The organism is Mitsuaria chitosanitabida ATCC BAA-476 = NBRC 102408 (genome assembly GCF_001598255.1).
Classification (GTDB): domain Bacteria; phylum Pseudomonadota; class Gammaproteobacteria; order Burkholderiales; family Burkholderiaceae_C; genus Roseateles; species Roseateles chitosanitabidus.
In genome coordinates this window covers 11881-33295 of the sequence record NZ_BCYP01000034.1, presented here as the reverse complement: position 1 = coordinate 33295, position 21415 = coordinate 11881, and the positions used below count along the sequence as shown (strand labels likewise).

Sequence of the window (21415 nt, the reverse complement as noted above, 5' to 3'; positions counted from 1 at the left end):
GGAGTGCTATGGAACTCGATCTTCGCGAAGAATTTTTCTACCTTCTGCCCGGATTCAGCGGTGGGTGTGTTTACTGGTGGATTTGGCCGGTGCGTCGTCGTCCGTTGGATTTTGCTTTCATGGGCGGATTTCTGGCCCTCGGCTGTCTGGCCTTTGGTCACATGTTCGGCCAAACACTCGTGACCATTGCTGGTAGTTCGTACTTTTTGGGTGCGTGGGGAGATGACTATCTGCTGGCGGCGCGATGCGTGATCGGCATTCTTCTTGGAATCTGGCTGGGGCTTGAAGGGCGCCATCGTGGTCCCGGATACTATCCATTCAGCCCGCTCATGTTTCGCTGATCCGGACGGACCTCCGCCGGGGGATCTCTACAAGGGCTCCACCTGACCCCATCCCGCCCCCGCAGTGATAAAACCCCCGGCATCCCCGCTCCGCACAGGTAGCCCGCCTGCTCTCATGCGCTGATGCCTGAATCTCCATCCGATCCTCGCGCCACCGCCCTCCGCCGCATGAAGCTGGTCGCCCTCGGCTGCCTGCTGCTGTCCTTGGCCGGGCTCGGTCTGAGCCTCGCGATGGGCGCCCGCGGCCCGTGGGCCTGGCTCAAGGCCTTCTGCGAGGCGGCCGCCATCGGCGGCCTGGCCGACTGGTTCGCGGTCGTCGCGCTGTTCCGGCATCCGCTCGGCCTGCCCATCCCCCACACCGCCCTGATCCCCCAGGGCAAGCACCGCATCGCCGACAGCCTCGCCGGGTTCGTCCGCGACAACTTCCTCCATCCCGAGGTCCTGCTCCGCAAGCTCGAGATCCTCGACCCGGCCGCGCGTCTCGGCGATTGGCTGCGCGTGCCCGCCAACCTCGCGCAGGTCACCGGACCGGTCCGGTCCATGGCCATCGAGGCGCTCTCGCTGTTCAACGAACAGGCCGTGCGCCGCGCCCTCGGCGAGTTCCTCGTGGCCCGCGCGCTGTCGTGGAACGCGACGGTCACCGCGGCCTCGGTGCTCGACCTGATGACGAAGGCGGGCCGCCATCAGGACGTGCTGGACGGCGCGCTGTCCAAGCTGCGCGACTACCTCGCCACGCCCGAGGTCCGCGCGCTCGTCGCCTCGCGGCTGGTGAAGTTCTCCCGCGCGCAGTGGCCCAAGGCGACCTCGCTGGTGGACACGATCGCCAATGTGGACAAGATGGCCGACTCGCTGTCCGACAAACTCGCGCTGCAGCTGGTGGAGGAAGTGCAGACCGCGCTCTCCCAGCCCGATCACGCCGTGCGCCGCCAGTTCGATGGCTGGATCGTCGAGTTCATCGAGCGCCTGCGCCAGGATCCCGACTTCGCGCGCGACGTCAACGCGATGAAGGACCGCATCGTGCAGAGCGACGACGTGCGCGCCTACCTCGACGGCGTCTGGACCGAAGTCCGCGCCACCATCGAGCGCGACCTCCGCCGCGACGACTCCGTGCTGATCCGCCATCTCGACCAGTCCCTGGCGTCGCTCGGCGATCGGCTCGGTCGCGACCCGGGACTCGCCCAGGCGATCAACGAGCATGTGCTGTCGTCGGCCGCCCGCATGGTGAGCGGCATGCGCGAGGGCATCACCCATCACATCGCCACCACCGTCAAGGCCTGGGACGACCGCAGCCTCGTGCGGCAGATCGAGCTCAGCGTCGGCCGCGACCTGCAGTACATCCGGCTCAACGGGACGCTCGTGGGCGGCGTGATCGGGCTGGTGCTCTATGGGGTCACGGTGTGGATGGCGGCTTGACCACCTCCAGCCTTTCTGGCTCGGTGAGCCGGGTCCCGAGCGCCAGGTTGAAGAACGCCAGGCGGCTTCCACTCGTTCATGCGGGATGGCTGCTCAGGCGGGTGGAAGACGCTGGCCGGGAATGCAGGAACGGGCTATCGATGCCCGGTCTCGCGAGGGACAGACTGCAGCTCTCCTTGCAGTTTGTTCCCCAGGTCCACCATCATGTCCGCAGTCACCAGAGGGACCGCCCGGTCCCGCACCGTCGCGTCGCCGACCGACACATTCGAGAGAGCCCGCCGCGAGACCGACGATGCCGCGATACGCCGCCGCCTCGACGAGAAGGAGGTGGCGGCCGACGAGGAAGTCCCGCCTGCGTCGCGCGCCGAGTCCGAGGAAGAGATGAGCGACGCGGCGGTCGCCGCCTCGGGGGCCGCGCCCGCGGCAGGTTCGACGCTCTACGTCGGTGGCGCGCTGCTGGCCGCGGGCACTTTGGCGGCGGTCGCGTCGGGAGGCGGTGGCGGGACGGGCTCGGCCCCACCGGTGCAGGTTCAACCCAAGCCGCCCGTGCCCCAGCCGGAGGAGAGCAAACCGTCGCCCGACCCGACGCCATCACCCCGACCCGATCCCTCGCCGACCCCGACGCCCGATCCCCGGCCCGAACCTCAGCCAGAGCCCCAGCCGAAACCGGAACCGGAACCCAAGCCGGAACCGGAACCCAAGCCGGAACCCAAGCCCGAGCCGAAACCCGAGCCGGAGCCGGAGCCGGAGCCGGAGCCAGTGCCCAAGCCGGAGCCAGATCCCGAGCCGAAACCCGAGCCGGAGCCAAAACCAGACCCAAAACCAGACCCCAAGCCCGAACCAGAGCCCAAGCCAGAGCCGGAACCGGAGCCAAGTCGCCCCGCGGTGCCACGGCTGAGCCTGCGCAGCGACACAGGCGCGCCGGTTGAAGCCGACCCCGAACAGCGCTCCACGCGGGACGGTCGCACGCGCGATGCGACGGTCGTGGTCGACGGCATCGTGGCCGGCGCGATCTGGCAGTACAGCCGCGACGGCATCGATTGGGTCGAGGGCAGCGGCAACCGTCGCATCGAGGCGGCCTTCTTCGGCAGCAACGATGGCGCCAAATCCGTGCACGTCCGCCAGATCGATGCCGCCGGCGCGACCAGCGCGATCCAGACCTTCTCCTTCGTTCTCGACAGGACCGCGCCCGCCGTCGCGACGCTCACCTTGCTGGACGGGGACGGGAGCGCGAGCTCGGACCGGCTCAGCAACAACGTCGGGCTGCGGGTCGGCGCGGAGGCCGGCAGCTTCTGGCGCTATTCGTTCGACACCGGTCACAGCGGGCAAGGGGTCGGAGCGGGGACGACCGATCGCACGCTGGCTGTGCCCGACGGGCTGCGGACCGTGGTGCTGCGCCAGTACGACGGCGCGGGCAACTACGCCGAGTCGACGACCTCGTTCGTGCTCGATCGCACGCCGCCGGCCGTCCCCATGGCGCAGCTCGACCACGACACCGGCACCAGCGGCAGCGACCGCCACACGCAGGACGGCAGCCTGACGATCTCCGGACTGGAGATCGCCGCCGTCTGGAAGTACCGCATCGACGGCGGCGCCTGGGTCACCGGCGTGGTCGACAGCAAGACCGCGTCGATCCCGTCGACCGCCTTCGGCGCCGACGGCCACAAGCGGATCGAGATCATGCAGACCGATCCCGCGGGCAACGAGAGCGGCTTGCGCGTCCTCGAGTTCGACCTGGATCGGGTCGCGCTCGCGCCGATGCTCTATCTGCGCGAGGACACCGGCCTGTCCGGTGACCTCATCACCTCGGATCCCATCGTCGTGCTGGGCGCCGTGGAAGGAGGCGCGCGGTGGCAATGGCGTCCGAGCATCTATCAGGCCTGGGAGGACACGACCTCGGTCCAGTTCGACCCGGGCGTGACCGCCGGGCGCGCGACGGTGCACATCCGCCAGATCGACGCCGCCGGCAATGTCAGCCCGGATCGCGTGCTGAGCAGCTGGATCGTGCCCGCGGGCGCCGAACCCGCGCAGCCGCGGCTGAATGCGAAAGGCGACAACGATCTGCTGGTGGGCACGTCCGGCGCGGACGTGTTCCGCTGGCAGCCCAAGACCATCGACTACACGGGCTCCGATCGCGTCATCAATTACCGCGCCGACCAGGGCGACGTCCTCGACCTGACCGGGATCCTGGACATGAGCAGCGGACCGCCGGTCCCGGAGCGGCTCGCGAAGATCAACGACTTCTCGAGCCAGACGGTGACCTTGCTCGTGCAGCACGCGACAGGGCCGTCCGGCACGGTCGACTACACCGTCCAGCTCTGGAACACCCTGCTGTCCGACCCGATCGCGGTGAAGGTGGGTTCGGAGATCTTCATGGTCTGACGGACGGCAAGAGGGGACGGCGCACGTAGACTGCGCCGGTCGCCGACCTGGCGGCGCTTCCACGAACGCCCACCATGCCCCGTTACGTTGCCTTCCTCCGCGGCGTCAGCCCGATGAACGCCAAGATGCCCGACCTGATCCGCGCGTTCGAGGCCGCTGGCTTCAGCCGCGTGAAGACCGTGATCAGCAGCGGCAACGTGGTCTTCGATCACGAGGGCGCGCCGGTCGACGAGCTCGAACGCCTCGCGGAACAGGCCATGACCGACACGCTGGGCAAGAGCTTCGGCACCACGGTGCGGCCGGTCGATCACCTGATCCGCGTCGTCGACGCCGACGTGCACCAGGCCTTCGACCCGCCCGCGACCGCCAAGCGCCTGATCACCTTCCTCAAGCGCCCGCACGAGGGGCAGGTCGAGTTGCCGCTGCGCGGCAACGATGCGGCCATTCTCAAGCTCGAGGGCGTGGAGGTCTTCAGCCACTACCTGCCCAACGAGCAGGGCCCGCTGTTCATGACCATGCTGGAGAAGGCCTTCGGCAAGCAGATCACCACGCGCACCGTCGACACGGTGCGCAAGTGCATCAAGGCCTGACCGTCCTGGCGGCGGCAAGACCCGACCCTCGTCGGCACTGTCGCCATCGCCGTGGTCTTGGCGGTGCGGCGCCGATCGGCTTCGTCACCGCGACGGAGGCGAGCGCGGCCTCAGGCCACGCAGGCCCGGTTCTTCCCGGTGCGCTTGGCCTCGTAGAGCGCCTCGTCGGCGCGGTCCAGCGCCTGCTCCATCGTCTCGCCCATGCGGAACAGCGTGACGCCGGCCGAGAAGGTCACGAACACGTCGCGCCCCTCGTGCATGAACAGGCTGGCCGACAGCGAGCGCTGCAATCGCAGCAGCACGGCCTGCGCCTCCTCGAGCGGCGCCTCCGGCAGGATCAGCACGAACTCCTCGCCGCCCCAGCGGCCGACCTTGTCGCCCGGCCGCAGCAGCCCCGACACCCGCGCGGCGAGCGACTTCAGCGCCTCGTCGCCGGCCGCATGGCCGAGGTTGTCGTTGAGCTTCTTGAAGTTGTCGATGTCCAGCAGCGCCAGCGCCAGCGGCTTGGGATCGCGCTCCAGCTTGGCCCGCTCGGTGTCGAAGGTCGCGATCAGGCCGCGCCGGTTGGCGATCTGCGTCAGCTGATCGGTCTGGACCTCGCTGGAGAGCTTGCGCAGCTCGCCCTCGAGCTGCTCGACGCGCTCGGCCAGCTGCGAGGCGCGGTCGTGCTCGTCGCGCAGGCGGCCCTGCGTGGTCTGCACCAGCGACTGCACGCTGCGGCTTTCCTCGACCATCTCGCGCACCACGCCGGCCAGGCTTTCCAGCGAGTCCGCCTGCTCGATCACGGTGGCGTACTTGCCCACGCTGTCGCTGAAGCGGTCGGTGTGCTGGCCCAGCTCGCCGAGCTCCTGCAGCATGCGGTTGATCAGGCCCTTGAGCGCGTCGCGGGCGCGGCTGCGCTCCTCGCGCAGGCTCTGCTGGCGCTCGCGGGTGTTGTGCAGCAGCTCGCTGACCGAGCGCACGCTGCGCGCCGTCAGTCCCTGCGCCAGCGTCTGGCCCATGGCCTCGCACTGGCCCTGCGCCCAGCTGTCGTCCTCGGCCAGGTCGGCCAGGCTACCGGTCAGTTCGCCGCAGAGCTTGCCCAGCTCGTTGAAGGCATGGGCGCGATGGTCCATCCAGCGGCGCGCGCGGATGCACAGCGCATCCATCTGCGCGGCGCGCTCGGGCGTCGCGCCGTCGCGGATGATCTCGGCGTGCGCGGCGCCCAGTTCCTCGATGAGCTCCTTGGCGCGCGTGTCGTCGGCCAGCAGCGCGTGACGCACCGTGGTGTTCAGGTGGGTGCCGACCTCGGGCCACGATTGCAGGCTGGAACCGGCGTTGGCGGTCGCGGCGCCGGCGTCGCCGTTCGCGCCCATCAGCGTGTCCAGCGATCCGTAGCGCCCGCTCTCGCCCGAGGCGGTGGCCATCGGGGTCGACTCGGCGGGCGGCTGCGCGTTCTCCTCATCGGTGAAGAACTGCGTGGGCGTGCCGGAGCGCTCGTCGTCGTCCTCGTCCTCGTCCGGCGTGGACTTCGCCGAGCCGGCCGTGCCGACCGTCGACGGCAGCTCGTCCAGCGGCGCGGGTTGCGTCTCCACGCGCGCGTCGCTGGTGTCGCCGTCCCAGCTGGTGACCAGCTGGCGCAGCCGCAGCGTCAGGCGTTGCGGATCGCTGCGGTTGCTCTGCAGCACGCGCAGCACGCCGTCCTTCTTGCGTGCCAGCGTCCAGGCGCGGCCACCGCGTTCCAGACCGCGCATCAGCTTCTCGACCAGTTGCGCCAGCTGTTCCGCCTGCGCGCCGGGGCCGTGCGTCTGCTGCAGCGCCTCGAGCGCGCGTTGCAGCTCGTCCCAGCGGCCGTCGCGCACCTGCAGCGACAGGTTCTGGCGCTGCTGCGGATCCGGCACCGCCAGGCCCAGCAGCCGCGCGATGGCGGGCTGGGCGCGCTCGGGCATCGCGCCGTTGTCGCGCATCGGCTCGCCGGCCTCCTGGGCGTAGGCGCGGGCGTAGTTCTCGGGCGTGGGTTCCAGCTTGTCCAGCGCCAGCCGGCGCAGGGCCGCCTTGGCCAGGAGAGCGGGGGGCTGCTGCGGCATCGGTCGGTGCTCGTTGATTCGGTTGATTCAGAAGAGGACGGCCAGCCTGCGCGACATCGGCGCGATGTCAGCGCGGGGGCAGGTCCTCGCCGGCCTCGGAGGCGGGCAGGATCCAGGGCGCCTTGCGGGTCAGCACCGTCTGCGCCAGCCAGCGCTCGAGCTCGTCGGGCGGCAGCGGCTTGCTGAACAGGAAGCCCTGCATCAGGCTGCAATCGAGCCGGCGCAGCACTTCCATCTGGCGCAGCGTCTCCACGCCCTCGGCGATGACCTGCAGGCCCAGCGAGCGCGCCAGCGCGATGATGGCCGTCACCACGGCGGAGCTCTGGGGGGTGATGCCCAGGTCGCGCACGAAGCTGCGGTCGATCTTCACTTCCGAGATCGGGAGCGTCGTCAGATACGCGAGCGACGAGTAGCCGGTGCCGAAGTCGTCGATCGAGATCTCGACGCCGACCTCGTTGAGCCGGTGCAGCGAGGGGATCACGCTCTGCAGGTCCTTCATCAGGCCGGTCTCGGTGATCTCCAGCTGGATCGCGCGGTGGGGCACGCCCCATTGGCTGACGAACTGGTGGATGTGCTCGACCAGGTCCGAGCGCTCGAACAGCCGGTTGGGCAGGTTCACCGCGATGGACTCGCTGAAGCCGAAATTGAGCTGCCAGACCTTGGCCTGGCGCGCGGCCTCGCGCAGCGCCCATTCGGACAGCGGGACGATCAGGCCGGTCTCCTCGGCCAGCGGAATGAAGTCGCCCGGAGGGACCAGCGTGTTGCCGCGGCGCCAGCGCATCAGCGCCTCGGCGCCCACCATGCGGGCGGTGCGCACGTCGATCTTGGGCTGGTAATGCAGCACCAGCTCGTCGCGCTCGATCGCCTTGTGCAACGCGGACTCGAGCTCCAGCTTCTCGCGGCCGCGGCCCGCCAGCATCGGCGAGTACAGCGCCGACGCGTTGCGGCCCTGGTTCTTGACCGCGTACATCGCCACGTCGGCGTTGCGCAGCAGGTCGGCCATGGTCAGGCCGTCGCGCGGGTACAGCGCGATGCCGACCGAGGCGGTGACGAAGCACTCCTGGCCGGCGATGAAGATGGGCTCGCGCAGCGCTTCCAGCACGCGCTCGGCGACGCGCTCGGCGTCGGCCTCGTCGCCGACCTCGGGCAGCAGGGCGACGAACTCGTCGCCGCCCAGACGGCCGACGGCCTCCAACGTGCGGTGCGAGCGCGTGCCGACCGATTCCAGCATCCCTTCCATCACCTGGTCGCTGTGCCGCACGCAGCTGCGCAGGCGGCGGCCGACTTCCATCAGCAGGTCGTCGCCGGCCGCGTGGCCCAGCGTGTCGTTGATGACCTTGAAGCGGTCCAGGTCGATCAGCAGCAGGCCGACTTCATGGCCCATGCGGCGGCCGGCCTCGATGGCGCGCTCGGCGCGCCACATCAGCTGGCGGCGGTTGGGCAGGCCGGTCAGCGCGTCGAAGTTGGCGAGCTCGCGGATGCGGTCCTCGGCCATGCGCCGGTCGGTCACGTCCTGGATCACGCCGGTGTAGCCGCAGGCGTTGCCGTGCTCGTTGAACTCGGGCTCGGCCTCGATGTGGATGACGCGCTTGCGGCCGTCCAGCAGCGTGAAGGGGAGGTCGGTCACCAGCACCGAGTTGTGGGCCACGACGTCGCGCAGCAGGCGCATGAAGAGCAGGCGTTCCTCGCGCGGGACCATGCGCATCACGCCGATGAAGTCCAGCGGATCCGAGGGGCCGCGGCCGAAGACGCGCAGCGCCTCGTTGGCCAGCTTGAAGCCGTGGCCGGTCTGCCACTCGAAGCTGCCCATGCGTGCCAGGTCTTGCGCGCGGGCCAGCTTGGCCTTGCTGCGCTCAAGTTCCTGCCGGGTGCGCGAGCTGCGCAGCAGATAGCGCAGACGTCCCGCCAGCAGACGCCACTGCGTCGACTTGACGAAGAAGTCGGTCGCGCCGGCCTGGTAGGCGCGGTTGATCGAGGCCTCGTCGTCGAGGCCGGTCAGCATGAGGATGGGGGCGTTCTCGAAGCCGGGCAGGGCGCGCAGACGCTCGCACACCTCGAAGCCGTCGATCCCGGGCATCAGCGCGTCCAGCACGATGAGCTCGGGGGTCCAGGTCGTGACCAGCTGCAGCGCGGGCTCGCCGCCGGTCAGGGCGGTGACGTCGAAGCCATGCTCCTTGAGCGCGGCCTCGATCAGCATCAGGTTCACCGGGTCATCGTCCACCAGCAGGACGCGGGGACGCTCGATCAGTTCGACTTCCTTCACGTCGCGGCTCATCGGGACTCGCCGACCAGTTGCCGCATCGCCAGGCGTGCGGAGGAGATGTCGCCCAGCACGGCCTCGATCAGCGCGGCCAGGCCGTCCTCGCGACCGGCGCGGGCCAGGGCCTCGATCTCGGCGCAGCGCTGCGAGAGCGCGTTGGCGCCCAGGCTGGCGGCGGCGGACTTCAGGGTGTGGGCGACATGACGCAGCCCGTTCAGGTCACGCGGAGCCTCCAGGCCCTGCGCGAGCACCAGCTCCTGCTGGTCCAGCGATTTCAGGAAGGCGGCCACGACACGGTGCAGCAGCTGGTTCACGCCGTCCGGGTCCAGTTCGCGCAGGCGGGCGAGCGCCTGCTCGTCCAGCACGGCGGGTTCTGGCTGCGGCAGCGAGGGCATGGTCGTGACGTGGTGGGGTGACATCTTCTGATCATGGCGCCGCGCGGACGGTTCCACGCGGAGTTGCGGACCATTGTCGTTCACCGCAAGGATGGGAGCGCGCGAAAAAGCAGTCAATTCTGGTGTTCTTGGAGGCGCTGTCCGGGGTAACCCCCAGGGTGAGGTGTCGCTTGGAGGCCGCATCCCGGCCGGCCGCCGAGGGCCCCCTCGGTCTACATACAATCGCGCGCATGAACAGGTTGGGGGAAGCTGCCACGCGTCGGCGGCCATGGAGAGCTGCCGCGCTGGCCTTGGGCCTGGCGGTGCTGGTCCTGCTCCTCTTGCTGGCGCTCAATCTCGATCCCAGCGGCCCCGGCCTGGTGCTGACCTCGGTGCTCGCGGGCGCGGCGCTGGTGGTCTTCGTGGCCGCGCTGACCTGGCACCTCGCGGTGCGGCTGGCGCGGGCCCAGTTCGGCGAGCTGCTGCGCGAGAGCCGCCAGCAATCCCAGACCCTCACGCAGCTGGTCCCCGACTGGCTCTGGCAGACGGACGCGCATCACCATCTGGTGCGCTGGCAGGCGCCGCAGGGCGGGCTGGCCTCGAGCTGGGCCGGCACCCCGATGAACGGCGCCGTGACGCAGCGCTTGTGGGAGCGCTTCGAACCGGTGGACGCGGGCCTGGACCTGCGCCGGCGCATCGAGCAGGGGCAATCCTTCGACGGCCTGCGCGTGCGCGACACGCAAGGCAAGGGCTGGGAGCTGCGCGGGCAGGCGGTGCTGGATGCCGCGGGCCGCTTCGCCGGCTACCTGGGCGTGGCACGGGTGGTCGACCCGGCCGTGGCGACGATCGCCGCCGATGTCCCCTCCACCGAGCTCATCGCGTCCCCGGAAGATTCCCCCGCCCTCACCGACTGGCTGCAGGCCTTGCCCGGTCCGGCCTGGCTGATCAGCGACGCGCAGCCCGGCGCGCAGACCCGGCTGCTGGACTACAACGAGGCGGCGGCCCAGATGATGGGCGCTGGCGCCGAGGCGCGCGGCCAGCTCTGGCGCGCCTGCGAGGAGCGCCTCCCCGAGGAGTTGCGCGAGGCGCTGGCCCAGCCCGACCTGCAGTCGGGCAGCGCCTGCGGCGCGTGGTGGTTGTGCCTGACGGCGCTGCCGCAGGGCGGTCAGACGCTGCTGAGCCTGTGGCCGCAGGGCGCGGCCGACACGGTGCCGGCCGCGCTGGCGATGCAGGCGGCCGAGCAGGCGCGGGCGGACCAGGCCTCCTTCAGCTACACGGTGTCGCACGACCTGCGCGCGCCACTGCGGGTGGTCGAGGGCTTCACCCGCATCCTCAAGGAAGACTACGGCCGATTGCTGGATCGCGCCGGCAACGACCACCTGGAGCGGGTGCTGGGCGCCGCGGCGCGGATGCACAGCATGATCGACTCGCTGCTGGCGCTGTCGCAGCTGTCCTCGCAGGCGCTGCGGCACGAGACGGTGGACCTGTCGCTGCTGGCGGCGCAGGTGATGGACGAACTCAAGCGCGCCTCGCCCCAGCGCGAGGTCGATGCGCAAGTGCAGCCCGGCCTGCGGGTGCAAGGCGATCCGACGCTGCTGCGCATGGTGCTGGAGAACCTGCTGGGCAACGCCTGGAAGTACAGCGGCAAGCGCGAGCAGGCGGTGATCCGTTTCGACGCGCAGCAGCGCCAGGGCGAGCGCGTCTTCGTCGTGACCGACAACGGTGCCGGCTTCGACATGCGCTTCGCGGATCGCCTGTTCGGCGTGTTCCAGCGGCTGCACAGCGCCAGCGATTTCCAGGGGACGGGCGTGGGCCTCGCGTCGGCGCGCCGCATCGTGCGCCGTCATGGCGGGGACATCTGGGCCGAGTCCGAGGTCGGGCAGGGCGCCCGCTTCTTCTTCACGCTGCCGGGCTGAACGCCGGACGCCCGCGTGGCGCGGCGGCCGTGCGGGCCGCCATCGGGCTTCAACGCATCAAGGAAGGTGGGCTCCGAGCCCGCGCGCTCAGCTGCCGAGGGCGAGCTGTTCGACCGCCTCGACCAGCCGGCGGGCCTGCTCGCCCAGTTCGATGCGCTGCTCGGCGGCCATGCGTTCCAGGCGCGCGAGGGCCTGGGCGCGGGTCAGCGAGTAGCGGTGCATGAGCACGCCGAGCGCCATGGCCTCGACGACCTGGAGCGACGCGGACGGATCCGCAGGGGCCGCCGCGGGAGCGATGCCGGTTCCGGGTGCCGCGCCGGGCTTGGGCCGGTTGGCGAAGGCGGCCTCGACGGCCGGAACGATCTGGTGGATGTCCAGCGGCTTGACCAGGTAGGCCAGCGCGCCGAGTTCCTTGACCTTGGCGACGGTGGCCTCGTCGGCGAAGGCCGACAGGAACATGAACGGGAGCTGCAGGTAGTCGCGCAGGTAGCCGGCGACGTCGAAGCCAGTCATGCCTTCCATGCGGATGTCGAGCAGCGCCAGGTCGGGGCGGTGCTGACGGGCGATGAGGATGGCGTCGTCGCCGTTGTCGGCGTCGAGCACCTCGTAGCCGGCCTGGGCCAGGCCGTGCGTCAACGTGGCCAGCACCAGCCGGTCATCGTCCACGACCAGGATGCGGCCCTTGCCGCTCCCGCCAACGTTGCTGCTCACGCCGTCCACGCTGCTCCCGTCTGTAGGCTCCCCAAGCGGGGATGACCCGGGATTGTCACCGAAATGCCGCCCGGGGGATTCCCGGGGACGCGGGGCGTCACAGGGCCTCCAGCAGCTGCACGCCGGGCGGCCACAGGCTGAGCTCGCAGACCACATGATCGCCTTCCTGCGTCAGCCCCAGCAGCGCGCTGCGGCGCGGCAGCAGCGCGCGCACCAGGCCCAGGCCGGACACGCCGCCCCGCACCTGCGCCAGGTCGAAGCCCGCCGGCAGCCGCCCCGTGTTGACGATGCGCAGCAGCACCTGCTCGGACTCGAACTGCAGCTCGCAGCGCACTGGCGCGTCGCCGCCGTGCTTGAGCGCGTTGGTGAACAGCTCGTTGAGCGTCAGCGCGATGGGGATGGCCTCGGCCTCGGGCAGGCCCCAGCGGTGCGACTGCTCCGCCAGCGCGCCGTCGACCTCGACCAGGATCTCGCGCCCGAACATGCGCTGCACCGAGCCCATCACCGCCTCGACGATCTTGCGCAGCCGCAGCGGGCCGGACATGCCGACCTGCAGCCCGTAGACCTGCGCGATCGCCTGCACCTGGCCGACGGCCTCGTTGATGACGCCGCGGACCTCCGGCCGGCGCGCGGCGATCTGCTGCAGCAGGCCCGCCACGCCTTGCAGGTTGTTCTTGATCCGGTGATGGACCTCGCGCACCAGCAGCTCGCGCTGCGCGATCGCGGCCTCGAGCCGCGCCGCCTCCTGCGCGCGCTGCTGCGTCACGTCGGTCGCGACCATCAGCAGCTGTTCGGCCTCATGCGCGCCGGTGGGGTCCTGGACGCCGGACAGGTGCAGCAATCGCGCGTCCCAGATGCGGGCCTGGCCACGCACGGTCAGGCGGTACTCGCGCTGCAGCACCTCGCCGCTCTGGAGCGCGAACTCCATGTCCGAGCGGATCGTCTGCGCCTGCTCCTCGCCGAAGAGCGCCTCGGGGCTCGCGCCGAGCAGCTCCTCCTCGGGACGGCCGGCCAGCGCCGCGGCGGCCTGGTTGATCTGCTGGACCTGCAGGGTGCGGGCGTCGTGCAGGCTGATGGCGATCGGGGCCGCCTCGATGATGCGGCTCAGCGAGGCCTGCGCCTGCTGGCTCTGCGCCTCGGCCTGGCGGCGGCGCTCGATGTCCAGCAGCGCGTAGGTCAACTGGCGGGTGCCGTCGATGCCGCCGCCCGTGGCCACCGCGTTGCCCACGACCCAGAACTCGCGCCCGTCGCGCGCGACCAGGCGGCACTCGAAGGTCTCGGCCTGGCCTTCGGGCAGGTCGTCCAGGTAATGCGTCTGGCGGAAGGGGTGGTCGGGCGCGTCGGTCGCGACGATGCTGATGGGCTGGCCGGCGAACTCCGGCAGGTCGCCGCCGAACATGCGCCGCGCCGACCGGTTCATCCACTCGATGCCCTGGCGGCCCACGGTGACGATCCCCACCAGCACCGAGTCCAGCACCGCGCGCTCGCGCTCGGTCTGCAGGACCAGCGACTGCTGGAGCAGCTCGTTGCGGGCCTGCGCTTCCTGGTGGTCGGTGATGTCGACCGTCAGGACGGAGGTCGTGCGCTGGCCCGAGGCCAGCTGGCCGATCTCGACCCGCGTCATCAGCCAGCGCAGGCCGTGCTCGGGATGGCGCACCGCGTAGCGGGCCACTGTCGGCGTCTGCTGCTTGAGCGCGAGCTGCAGCTTCTCGTACTCGACGCGGGAGGCGGGCTCGACCATCTCGCGGTTGACGCCTTGCAGCGCCGGCGTGGGGCGAGGGCCGGCCTCGCCGCTCAGGCCGGCGCCCAGTCCGGTCATGCCGGCGGTCGAGGGCGCCGGCGCGGCGCCGGTGCCCGGCCGGGACCAGCCGGCCTCGGGCTGGAAGGTCGCCAGGCCGACACCGGCCGTGTCCATCAAGGTCTGCAGCTGCTGCTGGGCGAGCTCCAGATCCTGCTCCGCGCTGCGGTCCTCCAGCATCACCAGCGTGCGGGGCCGTGGCCAGGGGCCGGACAGCCGGCGCGCCCGCACCCGCATCCAGCGGCGGCGGTCGCCCGGCGGCGCGAGCAGCGCGTTGCGGGTCGCCTCCTGGCCGGGCTCCGGCGCGGGACCGGCGATCAGCGCGCGCCATTCGGACGGCAGCTCGTGCAGGCTGATGGGCAGTTGCGGCAGCAGGCGCCTGCACAGCGCGCCGAAGGCGGCGTTGAAGCGCAGCAGCAGGCCCTGGTCGTCGTGCATCAGGGCGGGGAGGGGGCAGAGATCGAGCCACTGGTCGATCTCCGACTGCATGCGGTCGGCGCGCTCGCGGGCGGCCAGTTCGGTGCTGTGGTCCTGGAGCAGCGCCAGGCCGAGGTCGCCTCCGTCCAGGGGGTGGACCCAGGCTTCGAGCAGGTGCTCACGGCCCTGGTCGTCGACCAGGCGCAGCTCCTGCGCCTTGCCGCTGGGAAGGAGCCGGCGGCCCTTCAGGGAGACCTCCCCCATCAGGTCCTGCAACCGCGCGTTGGTAAGCAAGACCTGGCCCCGGGCGTCCAGCACGAAGGCGGGCCAGGGGCCGTCCCATAACCCGGCCAGCAGGTCGGGCAGCGCCAGGGCGCGCGTCTTCAGCAGGGCGCGCAGGGCGTCCAGGTCCGGAGAGGCAAGGGGGAGTTGGGGTGACACGGGGCGAGTTTAAGAGACCCTCACCCCAACCCTCTCCCGCAAGCGGGCGAGGGAGTGACTCGTGCGGCAACCGAGGCTGGCGGTTGGAGCGCTCGGTGCGGCGCGACATCCTCTCCCGAGCGGCGGGAGAGGGGGAGCGGCGGCCTCGCGGCGCGCCGGAATTACTCGAGCTGCGAGGCCTTGTGCAGCGCGCGCAGCACGGCGTGGTTGACCTCGTCGGCGCCCAGCATCAGGGTGTCCAGCGCGGCGCGCACGTCGAAGACGGATTCGTTCTCGATGGCCTGCACCAGATCCAGGTAGCCCTGGTACGGGCCGGTCTTGTCGACCAGCGCCTGGCGCACGCGCTCCGGGACCGGGATCGACTGCAGCAGCTTCTCGAAGGGCTGCTTCAGCATGTGGTCCAGCAGCGAGAACAGGCCGCAGATGAACATCTCGTCGCGGACCTCGGAATCGTCCATGCTCTTGGCCAGCTCTTCCATGATCAGGCCGCGACGCAGGGCGCCGAACATGACCGGACGCATCGCGTGGTCCTTGCTGGCCGTGGCCAGCAGCAGCGCCAGCCAGCGGCGCAGGCGGGCGTAGCCCAGCAGCATGATCGCGTGGCGGAAGGAGGACACCTCCACCGACAGGCCGAAGGCCGCGGAATTCATGTAGCGCAGCAGCTTGAAGGCCAGGCTGGGGTCGCGCTTGAGCGTCTGCTCCAGGCGCTCCACGTCCTCGCCCTGGTCGACGCGCGACATCAGCTCGACGATCACCTGCAGGTCGGCCTGCGAGTCGCTGCGCGCGGCCGGAGCGGCCGGGGCCTCGAAGTCGCCATGCACGGTCCAGCCCAGCACGCCGGCCGCGCCCGCGTCGAAGGACTGCTTGAACTCGGCCGCGTTGCGCGCGCCGGCCACCAGCACCGACTTGCCGGCCGGGAGCGGACCCGCGCCCAGCTCCTGCAGGTCCAGCACCAGCTGCTTGAAGCCGGCCGCGTCGGAGCGGCCCTTGATCAGCGCGCCGCGGGCCTGGGCCTGGGCGGCCACATCCGCGTCGGACAGCAGGAAGGCGGGGACCTCGACCTTGACGTTGCCGGGGAGCGTCGCCGCCAGCAGCCCCTTGAGCAGCCCCTCGTGGGCCACGTTCAGGATCACCGCCTTGGCGGGGAAGGCCTCGGCGATCGCCGCGAGCAGCTCGCCCGCGTCGGGCGAAGTCTCGGGGCGAAGCGCGAACGCCGTGACGCGGGTGGCCTCGATGTCGAGGGACTTGGAAACCAGGGGCGCGTACCCCAGGGCCAGTTGGCCCAGCACGGCGTGGGTCGAATTCATGCGGAGGGGGGCATCAGGTGTTGAGGTACTGGAACAGCGACATGCGCTGGACCATCGAATAAGTCTTCAGCGCCGCATCGTAGCCCGTCTGCTGGTTCTGGAAGTCGGAAATGCCCTGCGTCATGTCCAGATCCTCTGCGGCAGATTGCTCAGCCTGGTTGTAAACCTTCAGCGTCTGCAGCCGCGACTCCGACCCGTCCAGGTTGTTCATCTGCTCGCCCACCTGGCTGCGCACGTTGCTCAGGTTGCCCATCACGGCGTCCAGGTCGCGCAGGTTCATCAGGTTGTCCTGGGTCACCTCGGACCCGGTCCGACCGGTCTTCTTCAGCGACTCGATGGTCTTGTCCAGCACGTCGAAGACCTTCAGGCTGGCCGTCGACGGCTTGACGCTGAAGCTGTCCCCGTCCACGGGCGCGCCCGAGATGCTCATCGCCATGCCGGCGAACTTGACGGTGTTGCCGGCGCTGTAGTTGTCGCTGGCCACCGGCACATGGCCCTGGGTCTCGTCGAAGACGGTGTAGGTCTGCGAGGGCGCCGTGCCGTTGATGACGATGCTGTAGGTGTTGCCCGTGACCTGCGTCGGATCGGTGACCCGGCCCGAGTCGATGTAGCCCGCCGGCGACTTGCCGGTCAGGGTGTTGGGCGCCGGGCCGGTCTCGAAGGTGCCGTTGCCGCTGCGCGCCTGCTCCCAGGCCAGGCGGCCGTCGACGCTGGTGGGGTAGTTCTCGAGGTTGCCCGTGGTGGTGGCGCCGCCCACGCCCTCGAAGCCCACGCCGCCGCCGATGCGGTTGCCCGAGGCGTCGCGCTGCACCGGGTTGTCCAGGAAGGGCGTGCCCTGCGTGCCCTGGCCGCCGAACAGGTAGCCGCCCGAGCCGTCCTGGCGGTTGGCGATGGCCAGCAGCTGGTTGCGCAGGCCCTCGACCTTGTTGGCCAGGCCCTTGCGCTCGTCGTCGCTGTAGCTGGCGTTGCCGGCGGCCATCAGCGCCTCGCGGATCTGCTGCATCAGCTCGTTGGCGTCGCCCAGCGCGCTTTCGGCCAGCGTCATGCTGTTGCGGCTGGCGTCCAGCGCGCGCTGGCTGGCGTCGACCTGGCCGATCGAGGTGCGCGCGCGCTCGGCGCGCGCCGCGGCGGTGGGGTCGTCGCTGGCCTTGCCGACGCGCTTGCCGGTGGTGAGCCGCTGCTGCGCGTCCTGCATCGCCTCTTGGCGGCGTTGCAGCGTCGCGATGCTGGCGTCGAACATGTTGGCAGTGGAGAGTCGCATGGCTCGCTCCTGGGAGATCGGTTCGGGAACGTCGCTCGGGCTCAGCGGCCGCCGGCGATGCTCAACAGCTGGTCGAAGAGGTTCTGGGCGGTCTGCAGCACCTTGGCCGCGGCCTGGTAGCCCTGCTGGAACTGCATCAGCTTGGCGGCTTCCTCGTCGAGGTTGACGCCGGCCTGGCTGGCGCGGGTGGTCTCGGCGTCGCTGGCGACCGAGGTCGACACGCCCGCCAGGTAGTCCGCGCCCTGCACCCGCGAGCCGACGTCGGCGATCGCCGCCGCGTAGGCCTCGGTCACGGTCTGGCCGCGCGACAGCGTGCCGTCGGTCTGCAGCTGCTTGCCCACGAAGGGCGTGCTCTGCAGCGCGAGGAAGGCCTTGGCGTTGCCGTTGTTGGTCGAGACCACCTGGTCCGAGACCTGCATGTTGATCTTGTCGCCCTGGCGCGGCGCGCCGTTGATGCGCAGCTCGAAGCCCAGGTCCACCCCGTTGGCCGGATCGTTGCCGATGGCCTGGCCGGCCTTCCACGTGCCGCTGTAGGAGGTGTTGTCCGACAGCGTGATCGTGTAGTTGATGGTGTTGTCGGCGTTGACGGTGCCGAACTGCACCGTTGCCGGCTGCTTGGACTTGTCGAACTTGGTGTTGACCGCGTACAGCGTGTCGACGGTGGCCGTGCCCTGGTTGTTGACGTCGGTGGTGGCGATGATGGGCGCCGCCGCGGCCAGGCCGTTGGGATCGTCCAGCGCGCGCTTGAAGCTGCCCGCCGCGTTGGCCACCGGCTCCAGCAGGAAGCTGTCGCCCTGCTGCATCGTGCCGGTCTGCGACAGGCTGACGCCGTAGGCGGCCTTGATCTGGTCGTTGGTCATCAGCGTCGGCAGGCCGCTGGGGCGCACCGCGATCTGATAGCTGTCGGGCGTGCCGGTCGGATCCGGCGTGACGGTGAAGGACAGCGCCGGCACCTTGCTCCCGTCGACCACGGTGGCGGTGAGGCGCGCGTCGCCGCGGTTGGTCACCGCCGGCAGCACCGTCGGATCGGCCACGGTGAACAGCGGTCCGCCGGTCTGCGACTTCAGGTCGATGCCCAGCTTCTGCTGGTCGTTGACCTTCGAGGCCAGGGCCTGCGCCATCTGGCCCAGCAGATTGCGGGCGTCCTGCAGGTGGGTGTTCTGGTAGCGCAGCAGCGCCGTCAGCGAACCACCGGTCAAGGTGGAGTCGTCCAGCACGCGGTTGCCGCCCGCGTCGCTGATGGACAGCTGGGCGCGCGTGCCGTCGTACGGGTCGGGCGTGACGGCGAGCTGTTGCGCCTCGCCGCCCAGCACCAGGCGCTGGCCCCCGCCGATGAACACGCCGACGGTGCCGTCGCGCGCGTTGTCCACCGTGGTCACCTGCACGTACTGGCTGAGCTGCGAGATCAGCTGATCGCGCTTGTCCAGCAGGTCGTTGGGCGTGTGGCTGGTGCCGGCGGAGCGGGCGATCTGGTCGTTGGCCGCGGCGATCTGCTTGGCCAGCTCGTTGACCTGCTTGACGTTGGCGTTGAGGTCGCTGACCACGCCGGACTGCAGGTCGGCCAGCTGCTGGCCGGCGCTCTGGAAGCGGGAGGCCAGGTCCTGGGCCTTGCCCAGCACCACCTGCCGCGCGGACGGGTCGGCGGGGCGGCTGGCCACGTCGACCAGCGCGTTCAGGAAGTCGTTGGTCGCCTGGCCCAGGCCGTCGGAACCGGTGGGGAACAGCTTCTCCAGCTGGCCCAGCTGCGACTGCATGGTCGTGTCCATGAAGGCCTGCGACTTGGCGGCCGCGGCCTCGCGGGTCAGGAACTCGTTGTGCGAGCGGGTGACCGTCTCGACGTTCACGCCCTTGCCGAAGTAGCCCGCGCCGGTGAACTGGCCGTCGGGCGTGGTCAGCACCACATCCTGGCGCGAGTAGCCCGGCGTGTTGGCGTTGGCGATGTTCTGGCCGATGGTCTGCAAGGCCGCCTGGTTGGCGAACATGGCGCGCATGCCCAGCGACAGCAGCGGAGAGGTCCCCATGACGTGCTCCTCGTTCCTTCCTGGTCGACCTCAGCGGGCGCCGATCACGCCAGCGCGCGCTGCACGCGCATCGTGGTGTTGATCGTGCGCGCGAGCTTGGTCGCGTACTCGGGGTCGGTGGCGTAGCCGGCCTTCTGCAGGCCCTTGGCGAAGCCCTCGGCGCTGCCGGTGTTGGCCTTGGCGACGACGTCGCGATAGCGGTCGTTGTTGCCGATCAGCTTGGCGTAGTCCTTGAAGGCCTCTTCGTAGCTGCCGTAGGCGCGGAACTTCGCCATCACCTTGGTGGGCTTGCCGTCGACGTACTCGGTGGTGGGCACCTCGGCGACCTTGCCGGTCCAGTTGGCGCCGGCCTTGATGCCGAAGACGTTGAAGCTGGTCGAGCCGTCCTTGTTCAGGATCTCGCGCTTGCCCCAGCCGGACTCGTGCGCGGCCTGCGCGATCATGAAGCTGGCCGGGATGCCGGTGGCCGCCTGCGCGGCCTTGGCGGCGCCGTCGTGCTTGAGGATGAAGTCCTGCACGTGCGGCTGCACGTTCTTGACCGCCAGCTGCGGGATCTGCGTCGTGGCGGCGGCGTTCTTCGCGCTGGGCAGCTCGCCGTCCTTCACGCCGAGCTGGCGCTGCAGATGGCGCTCGATGGCCTGGGACAGGCCGCCGGGCAGGCCGGTCATCTTGGCCGCGTACTGCTGGTCCAGCATCTCGGAACCCATCTGGGTCGCCGAGTTGTCCATCATCCCGCTGCTCATGGTGGCCTGGCGCATGCTCTTCATCACTTCCTGCATGAACAGGGCTTCGAACTGCTTGGCCGTTTCCTTGACCGCCAGCTTGGGATCGCGCGAGGCGGTGCCCTTGAGCTGCTCGATCGAGCGGGTGTCGGCGCTCAGGCCGTTGGCGCCCATGCCGAGCGCGGTGCTGAGGGGGGTGGAGAGGGCCATGTCAGATCACCTCGAGCTCGGCGTTCAGGGCGCCGGCGCTCTTCATCGCCTGGAGGATGGCCAGCAGGTCCTGCGGCGTCGCGCCCAGCGTGTTGAGCGCCTTGACGACGTCGTTCAGCCGCGCGCCCGCCGGCAGCTGGATCAGCGAGCCGGGTTCCTGCTTGATCGAGATGTCGGTCTTCTCGGTCACCGTGGTCTGGCCGCCGGACAGCGCGTTGGGCTGGCTCACCTGCGGCGTGCTGGAGATGGTCACCGCCAGGTTGCCGTGCGCGACCGCGCAGGGCTGCAGCGTGACCGCCTGGTTCATGACCACCGAGCCGGTGCGCGCGTTGATGACGATGCGCGCGGCGGGGATGTCCATGTCGATGGGCAGGTTCTCCATGTCGGCCAGGAAGCTGACGCGGGCGTCGGGCGTGAGCGGCGCGCGCACGCGCACCACGCGGCCGTCGACCGCCGCGGCCGTGCCCTCGCCCTTGGCGCGGTTGATGGCCTTGGCCACCGCGCGCGCCATGCCGAAGTCGGAGGCGTTCAGGTCGAGCTGGAGGTATTCGTTCTGCTGCAGCGGCGTGGGGACGCTGCGTTCCACCAGCGCGCCGCCGGGGATGCGGCCGGCGCTCAGGTGGTTGATCTGGACCTTGGAGCCGCCTTGCGAGGCGCCCGCGCCGCCCACGACCATGTTGCCCTGGGCGATGGCGTAGACCTGGCCGTCGGCGCCGCGCAGCGGGGTGGCGATCAGCGTGCCGCCGCGCAGGCTCTTGGCGTTGCCCATGGAGGACACCGTCACGTCCAGCGGCTGGCCGGGTTGGGCGAAGGGGGGGAGGCTGGCGGTGATCATGACCGCCGCGACGTTGCGCGGCTGCATGGTCACGCCGGGCGGGAGCAGCACGCCGAACTGCTGCAGCATGGCGGTCATGCTCTGGCCCGTGAAGGGGGCCTGCGTGGTCTGGTCGCCGGTGCCGTCCAGGCCCACGACCAGGCCGTAGCCGGTCAGCGGGTTGGAACGCACGCCCTGCACGGCCGCGACTTCCTTGATGCGTGTCGCCTGGGCCGGCGTCGCGATCGACAGCAGGGCCATCAGCGCGAGCAGGCCGGAAGCCAGCAGGCGAGGGGAGCGATGGAAGAAGCGGGGGGTGGTGGAGGGGTACATCTCGGTCACACGGTTGCCAGACTCGTGTGACCGATTGT

The 21415-nt window shown here is 70.4% G+C and carries 15 protein-coding genes; 5 read left to right on the top strand and 10 right to left on the bottom strand.

All coding sequences use genetic code 11. From position 1 onward, the window contains the following. The first annotated feature begins 8 nt into the window (after positions 1 to 8). From MCHT01_RS26450 to MCHT01_RS20685, 4 genes are all read left to right on the top strand, one after another. Positions 9 to 341 (top strand): hypothetical protein, encoded by a 333-nt coding sequence (locus tag MCHT01_RS26450; protein WP_148661643.1) that lies wholly within the window; start codon positions 9 to 11, stop codon positions 339 to 341. A gap of 168 nt (positions 342 to 509) precedes the next feature. Then, positions 510 to 1754, top strand: coding sequence for a DUF445 domain-containing protein (locus MCHT01_RS20695; RefSeq protein WP_067068182.1), 1245 nt, complete (start codon positions 510 to 512; stop codon positions 1752 to 1754). A gap of 204 nt (positions 1755 to 1958) precedes the next feature. Next, positions 1959 to 4136 (top strand): Ig-like domain-containing protein, encoded by a 2178-nt coding sequence (locus tag MCHT01_RS26880; protein WP_218017922.1) that lies wholly within the window; start codon positions 1959 to 1961, stop codon positions 4134 to 4136. A gap of 74 nt (positions 4137 to 4210) precedes the next feature. Then, positions 4211 to 4726: a DUF1697 domain-containing protein gene (locus MCHT01_RS20685; protein WP_067068176.1), complete on the top strand. Its 516-nt coding sequence runs from the start codon at positions 4211 to 4213 to the stop codon at positions 4724 to 4726. A 110-nt stretch (positions 4727 to 4836) separates the two neighbouring features. On the opposite strand, the gene MCHT01_RS20680 is transcribed toward MCHT01_RS20685, so the two are convergent. From MCHT01_RS20680 to MCHT01_RS26875, 3 genes are all read right to left on the bottom strand, one after another. Then, positions 4837 to 6792: a GGDEF domain-containing protein gene (locus MCHT01_RS20680; protein ID WP_067068174.1), complete on the bottom strand. Its 1956-nt coding sequence runs from the start codon at positions 6790 to 6792 to the stop codon at positions 4837 to 4839. 67 nt (positions 6793 to 6859) lie between these two features. Beyond that, on the bottom strand, positions 6860 to 9067 hold the full coding sequence (locus MCHT01_RS20675; protein ID WP_067068171.1) for a putative bifunctional diguanylate cyclase/phosphodiesterase: 2208 nt from the start codon (positions 9065 to 9067) through the stop codon (positions 6860 to 6862). Continuing rightward, entirely contained in the window at positions 9064 to 9471 is a 408-nt protein-coding gene (locus MCHT01_RS26875; protein ID WP_169806179.1) for an Hpt domain-containing protein, read from the bottom strand. The genes MCHT01_RS20675 and MCHT01_RS26875 overlap by 4 nt, the downstream gene beginning before the upstream one ends. Positions 9472 to 9677: 206 nt before the next feature. Between MCHT01_RS26875 and MCHT01_RS27865 the strand changes: the two genes are divergently transcribed. Continuing rightward, positions 9678 to 11342 carry a sensor histidine kinase gene (locus MCHT01_RS27865; protein WP_148661642.1) on the top strand — a complete coding sequence of 555 codons (1665 nt, stop codon included), beginning with the start codon at positions 9678 to 9680 and terminating at the stop codon, positions 11340 to 11342. An 87-nt stretch (positions 11343 to 11429) separates the two neighbouring features. On the opposite strand, the gene MCHT01_RS20660 is transcribed toward MCHT01_RS27865, so the two are convergent. From MCHT01_RS20660 to MCHT01_RS20630, 7 genes are all read right to left on the bottom strand, one after another. Further along, complete coding sequence (locus MCHT01_RS20660; RefSeq protein WP_245643485.1) at positions 11430 to 12053, bottom strand: response regulator; 624 nt, start codon at positions 12051 to 12053, stop codon at positions 11430 to 11432. A gap of 97 nt (positions 12054 to 12150) precedes the next feature. After that, positions 12151 to 14709 carry a sensor histidine kinase gene (locus tag MCHT01_RS20655; RefSeq protein WP_067068164.1) on the bottom strand — a complete coding sequence of 853 codons (2559 nt, stop codon included), beginning with the start codon at positions 14707 to 14709 and terminating at the stop codon, positions 12151 to 12153. Positions 14710 to 14870: 161 nt separating this feature from the next. Further along, entirely contained in the window at positions 14871 to 16016 is a 1146-nt protein-coding gene (locus MCHT01_RS20650) for an EAL and HDOD domain-containing protein (RefSeq protein WP_067068162.1), read from the bottom strand. A gap of 13 nt (positions 16017 to 16029) precedes the next feature. Then, positions 16030 to 17277 carry a flagellar hook-associated protein FlgL gene (gene flgL, locus MCHT01_RS20645; RefSeq protein WP_084453114.1) on the bottom strand — a complete coding sequence of 416 codons (1248 nt, stop codon included), beginning with the start codon at positions 17275 to 17277 and terminating at the stop codon, positions 16030 to 16032. Positions 17278 to 17318: 41 nt separating this feature from the next. Next, positions 17319 to 19298 carry a flagellar hook-associated protein FlgK gene (gene flgK, locus MCHT01_RS20640; RefSeq protein ID WP_067068157.1) on the bottom strand — a complete coding sequence of 660 codons (1980 nt, stop codon included), beginning with the start codon at positions 19296 to 19298 and terminating at the stop codon, positions 17319 to 17321. A gap of 44 nt (positions 19299 to 19342) precedes the next feature. Next, positions 19343 to 20230 carry a flagellar assembly peptidoglycan hydrolase FlgJ gene (gene flgJ / locus MCHT01_RS20635; protein WP_067068155.1) on the bottom strand — a complete coding sequence of 296 codons (888 nt, stop codon included), beginning with the start codon at positions 20228 to 20230 and terminating at the stop codon, positions 19343 to 19345. Between the two features lies 1 nt (position 20231). Then, positions 20232 to 21377 (bottom strand): flagellar basal body P-ring protein FlgI, encoded by a 1146-nt coding sequence (locus MCHT01_RS20630; protein WP_067068153.1) that lies wholly within the window; start codon positions 21375 to 21377, stop codon positions 20232 to 20234. Positions 21378 to 21415 lie beyond the last annotated feature (38 nt).

Excerpts from the sequence above, each read along its gene's own strand:
- MCHT01_RS20695 (WP_067068182.1), top strand. The coding sequence starts at position 510 with ATGAAGCTGGTCGCCCTCGGCTGCCTGCTGCTGTCCTTGGCCGGGCTC.
- MCHT01_RS26880 (WP_218017922.1), top strand. The coding sequence starts at position 1,959 with ATGTCCGCAGTCACCAGAGGGACCGCCCGGTCCCGCACCGTCGCGTCG.
- flgJ (WP_067068155.1), bottom strand. The coding sequence starts at position 20,230 with ATGGCCCTCTCCACCCCCCTCAGCACCGCGCTCGGCATGGGCGCCAAC.
- flgK (WP_067068157.1), bottom strand. The coding sequence starts at position 19,298 with ATGGGGACCTCTCCGCTGCTGTCGCTGGGCATGCGCGCCATGTTCGCC.
- MCHT01_RS26450 (WP_148661643.1), top strand. The coding sequence starts at position 9 with ATGGAACTCGATCTTCGCGAAGAATTTTTCTACCTTCTGCCCGGATTC.
- MCHT01_RS20680 (WP_067068174.1), bottom strand. The coding sequence starts at position 6,792 with ATGCCGCAGCAGCCCCCCGCTCTCCTGGCCAAGGCGGCCCTGCGCCGG.
- MCHT01_RS20630 (WP_067068153.1), bottom strand. The coding sequence starts at position 21,377 with ATGTACCCCTCCACCACCCCCCGCTTCTTCCATCGCTCCCCTCGCCTG.
- MCHT01_RS20685 (WP_067068176.1), top strand. The coding sequence starts at position 4,211 with ATGCCCCGTTACGTTGCCTTCCTCCGCGGCGTCAGCCCGATGAACGCC.
- MCHT01_RS20650 (WP_067068162.1), bottom strand. The coding sequence starts at position 16,016 with ATGAATTCGACCCACGCCGTGCTGGGCCAACTGGCCCTGGGGTACGCG.
- MCHT01_RS27865 (WP_148661642.1), top strand. The coding sequence starts at position 9,678 with ATGAACAGGTTGGGGGAAGCTGCCACGCGTCGGCGGCCATGGAGAGCT.
- flgL (WP_084453114.1), bottom strand. The coding sequence starts at position 17,277 with ATGCGACTCTCCACTGCCAACATGTTCGACGCCAGCATCGCGACGCTG.
- MCHT01_RS20675 (WP_067068171.1), bottom strand. The coding sequence starts at position 9,067 with ATGAGCCGCGACGTGAAGGAAGTCGAACTGATCGAGCGTCCCCGCGTC.
- MCHT01_RS26875 (WP_169806179.1), bottom strand. The coding sequence starts at position 9,471 with ATGTCACCCCACCACGTCACGACCATGCCCTCGCTGCCGCAGCCAGAA.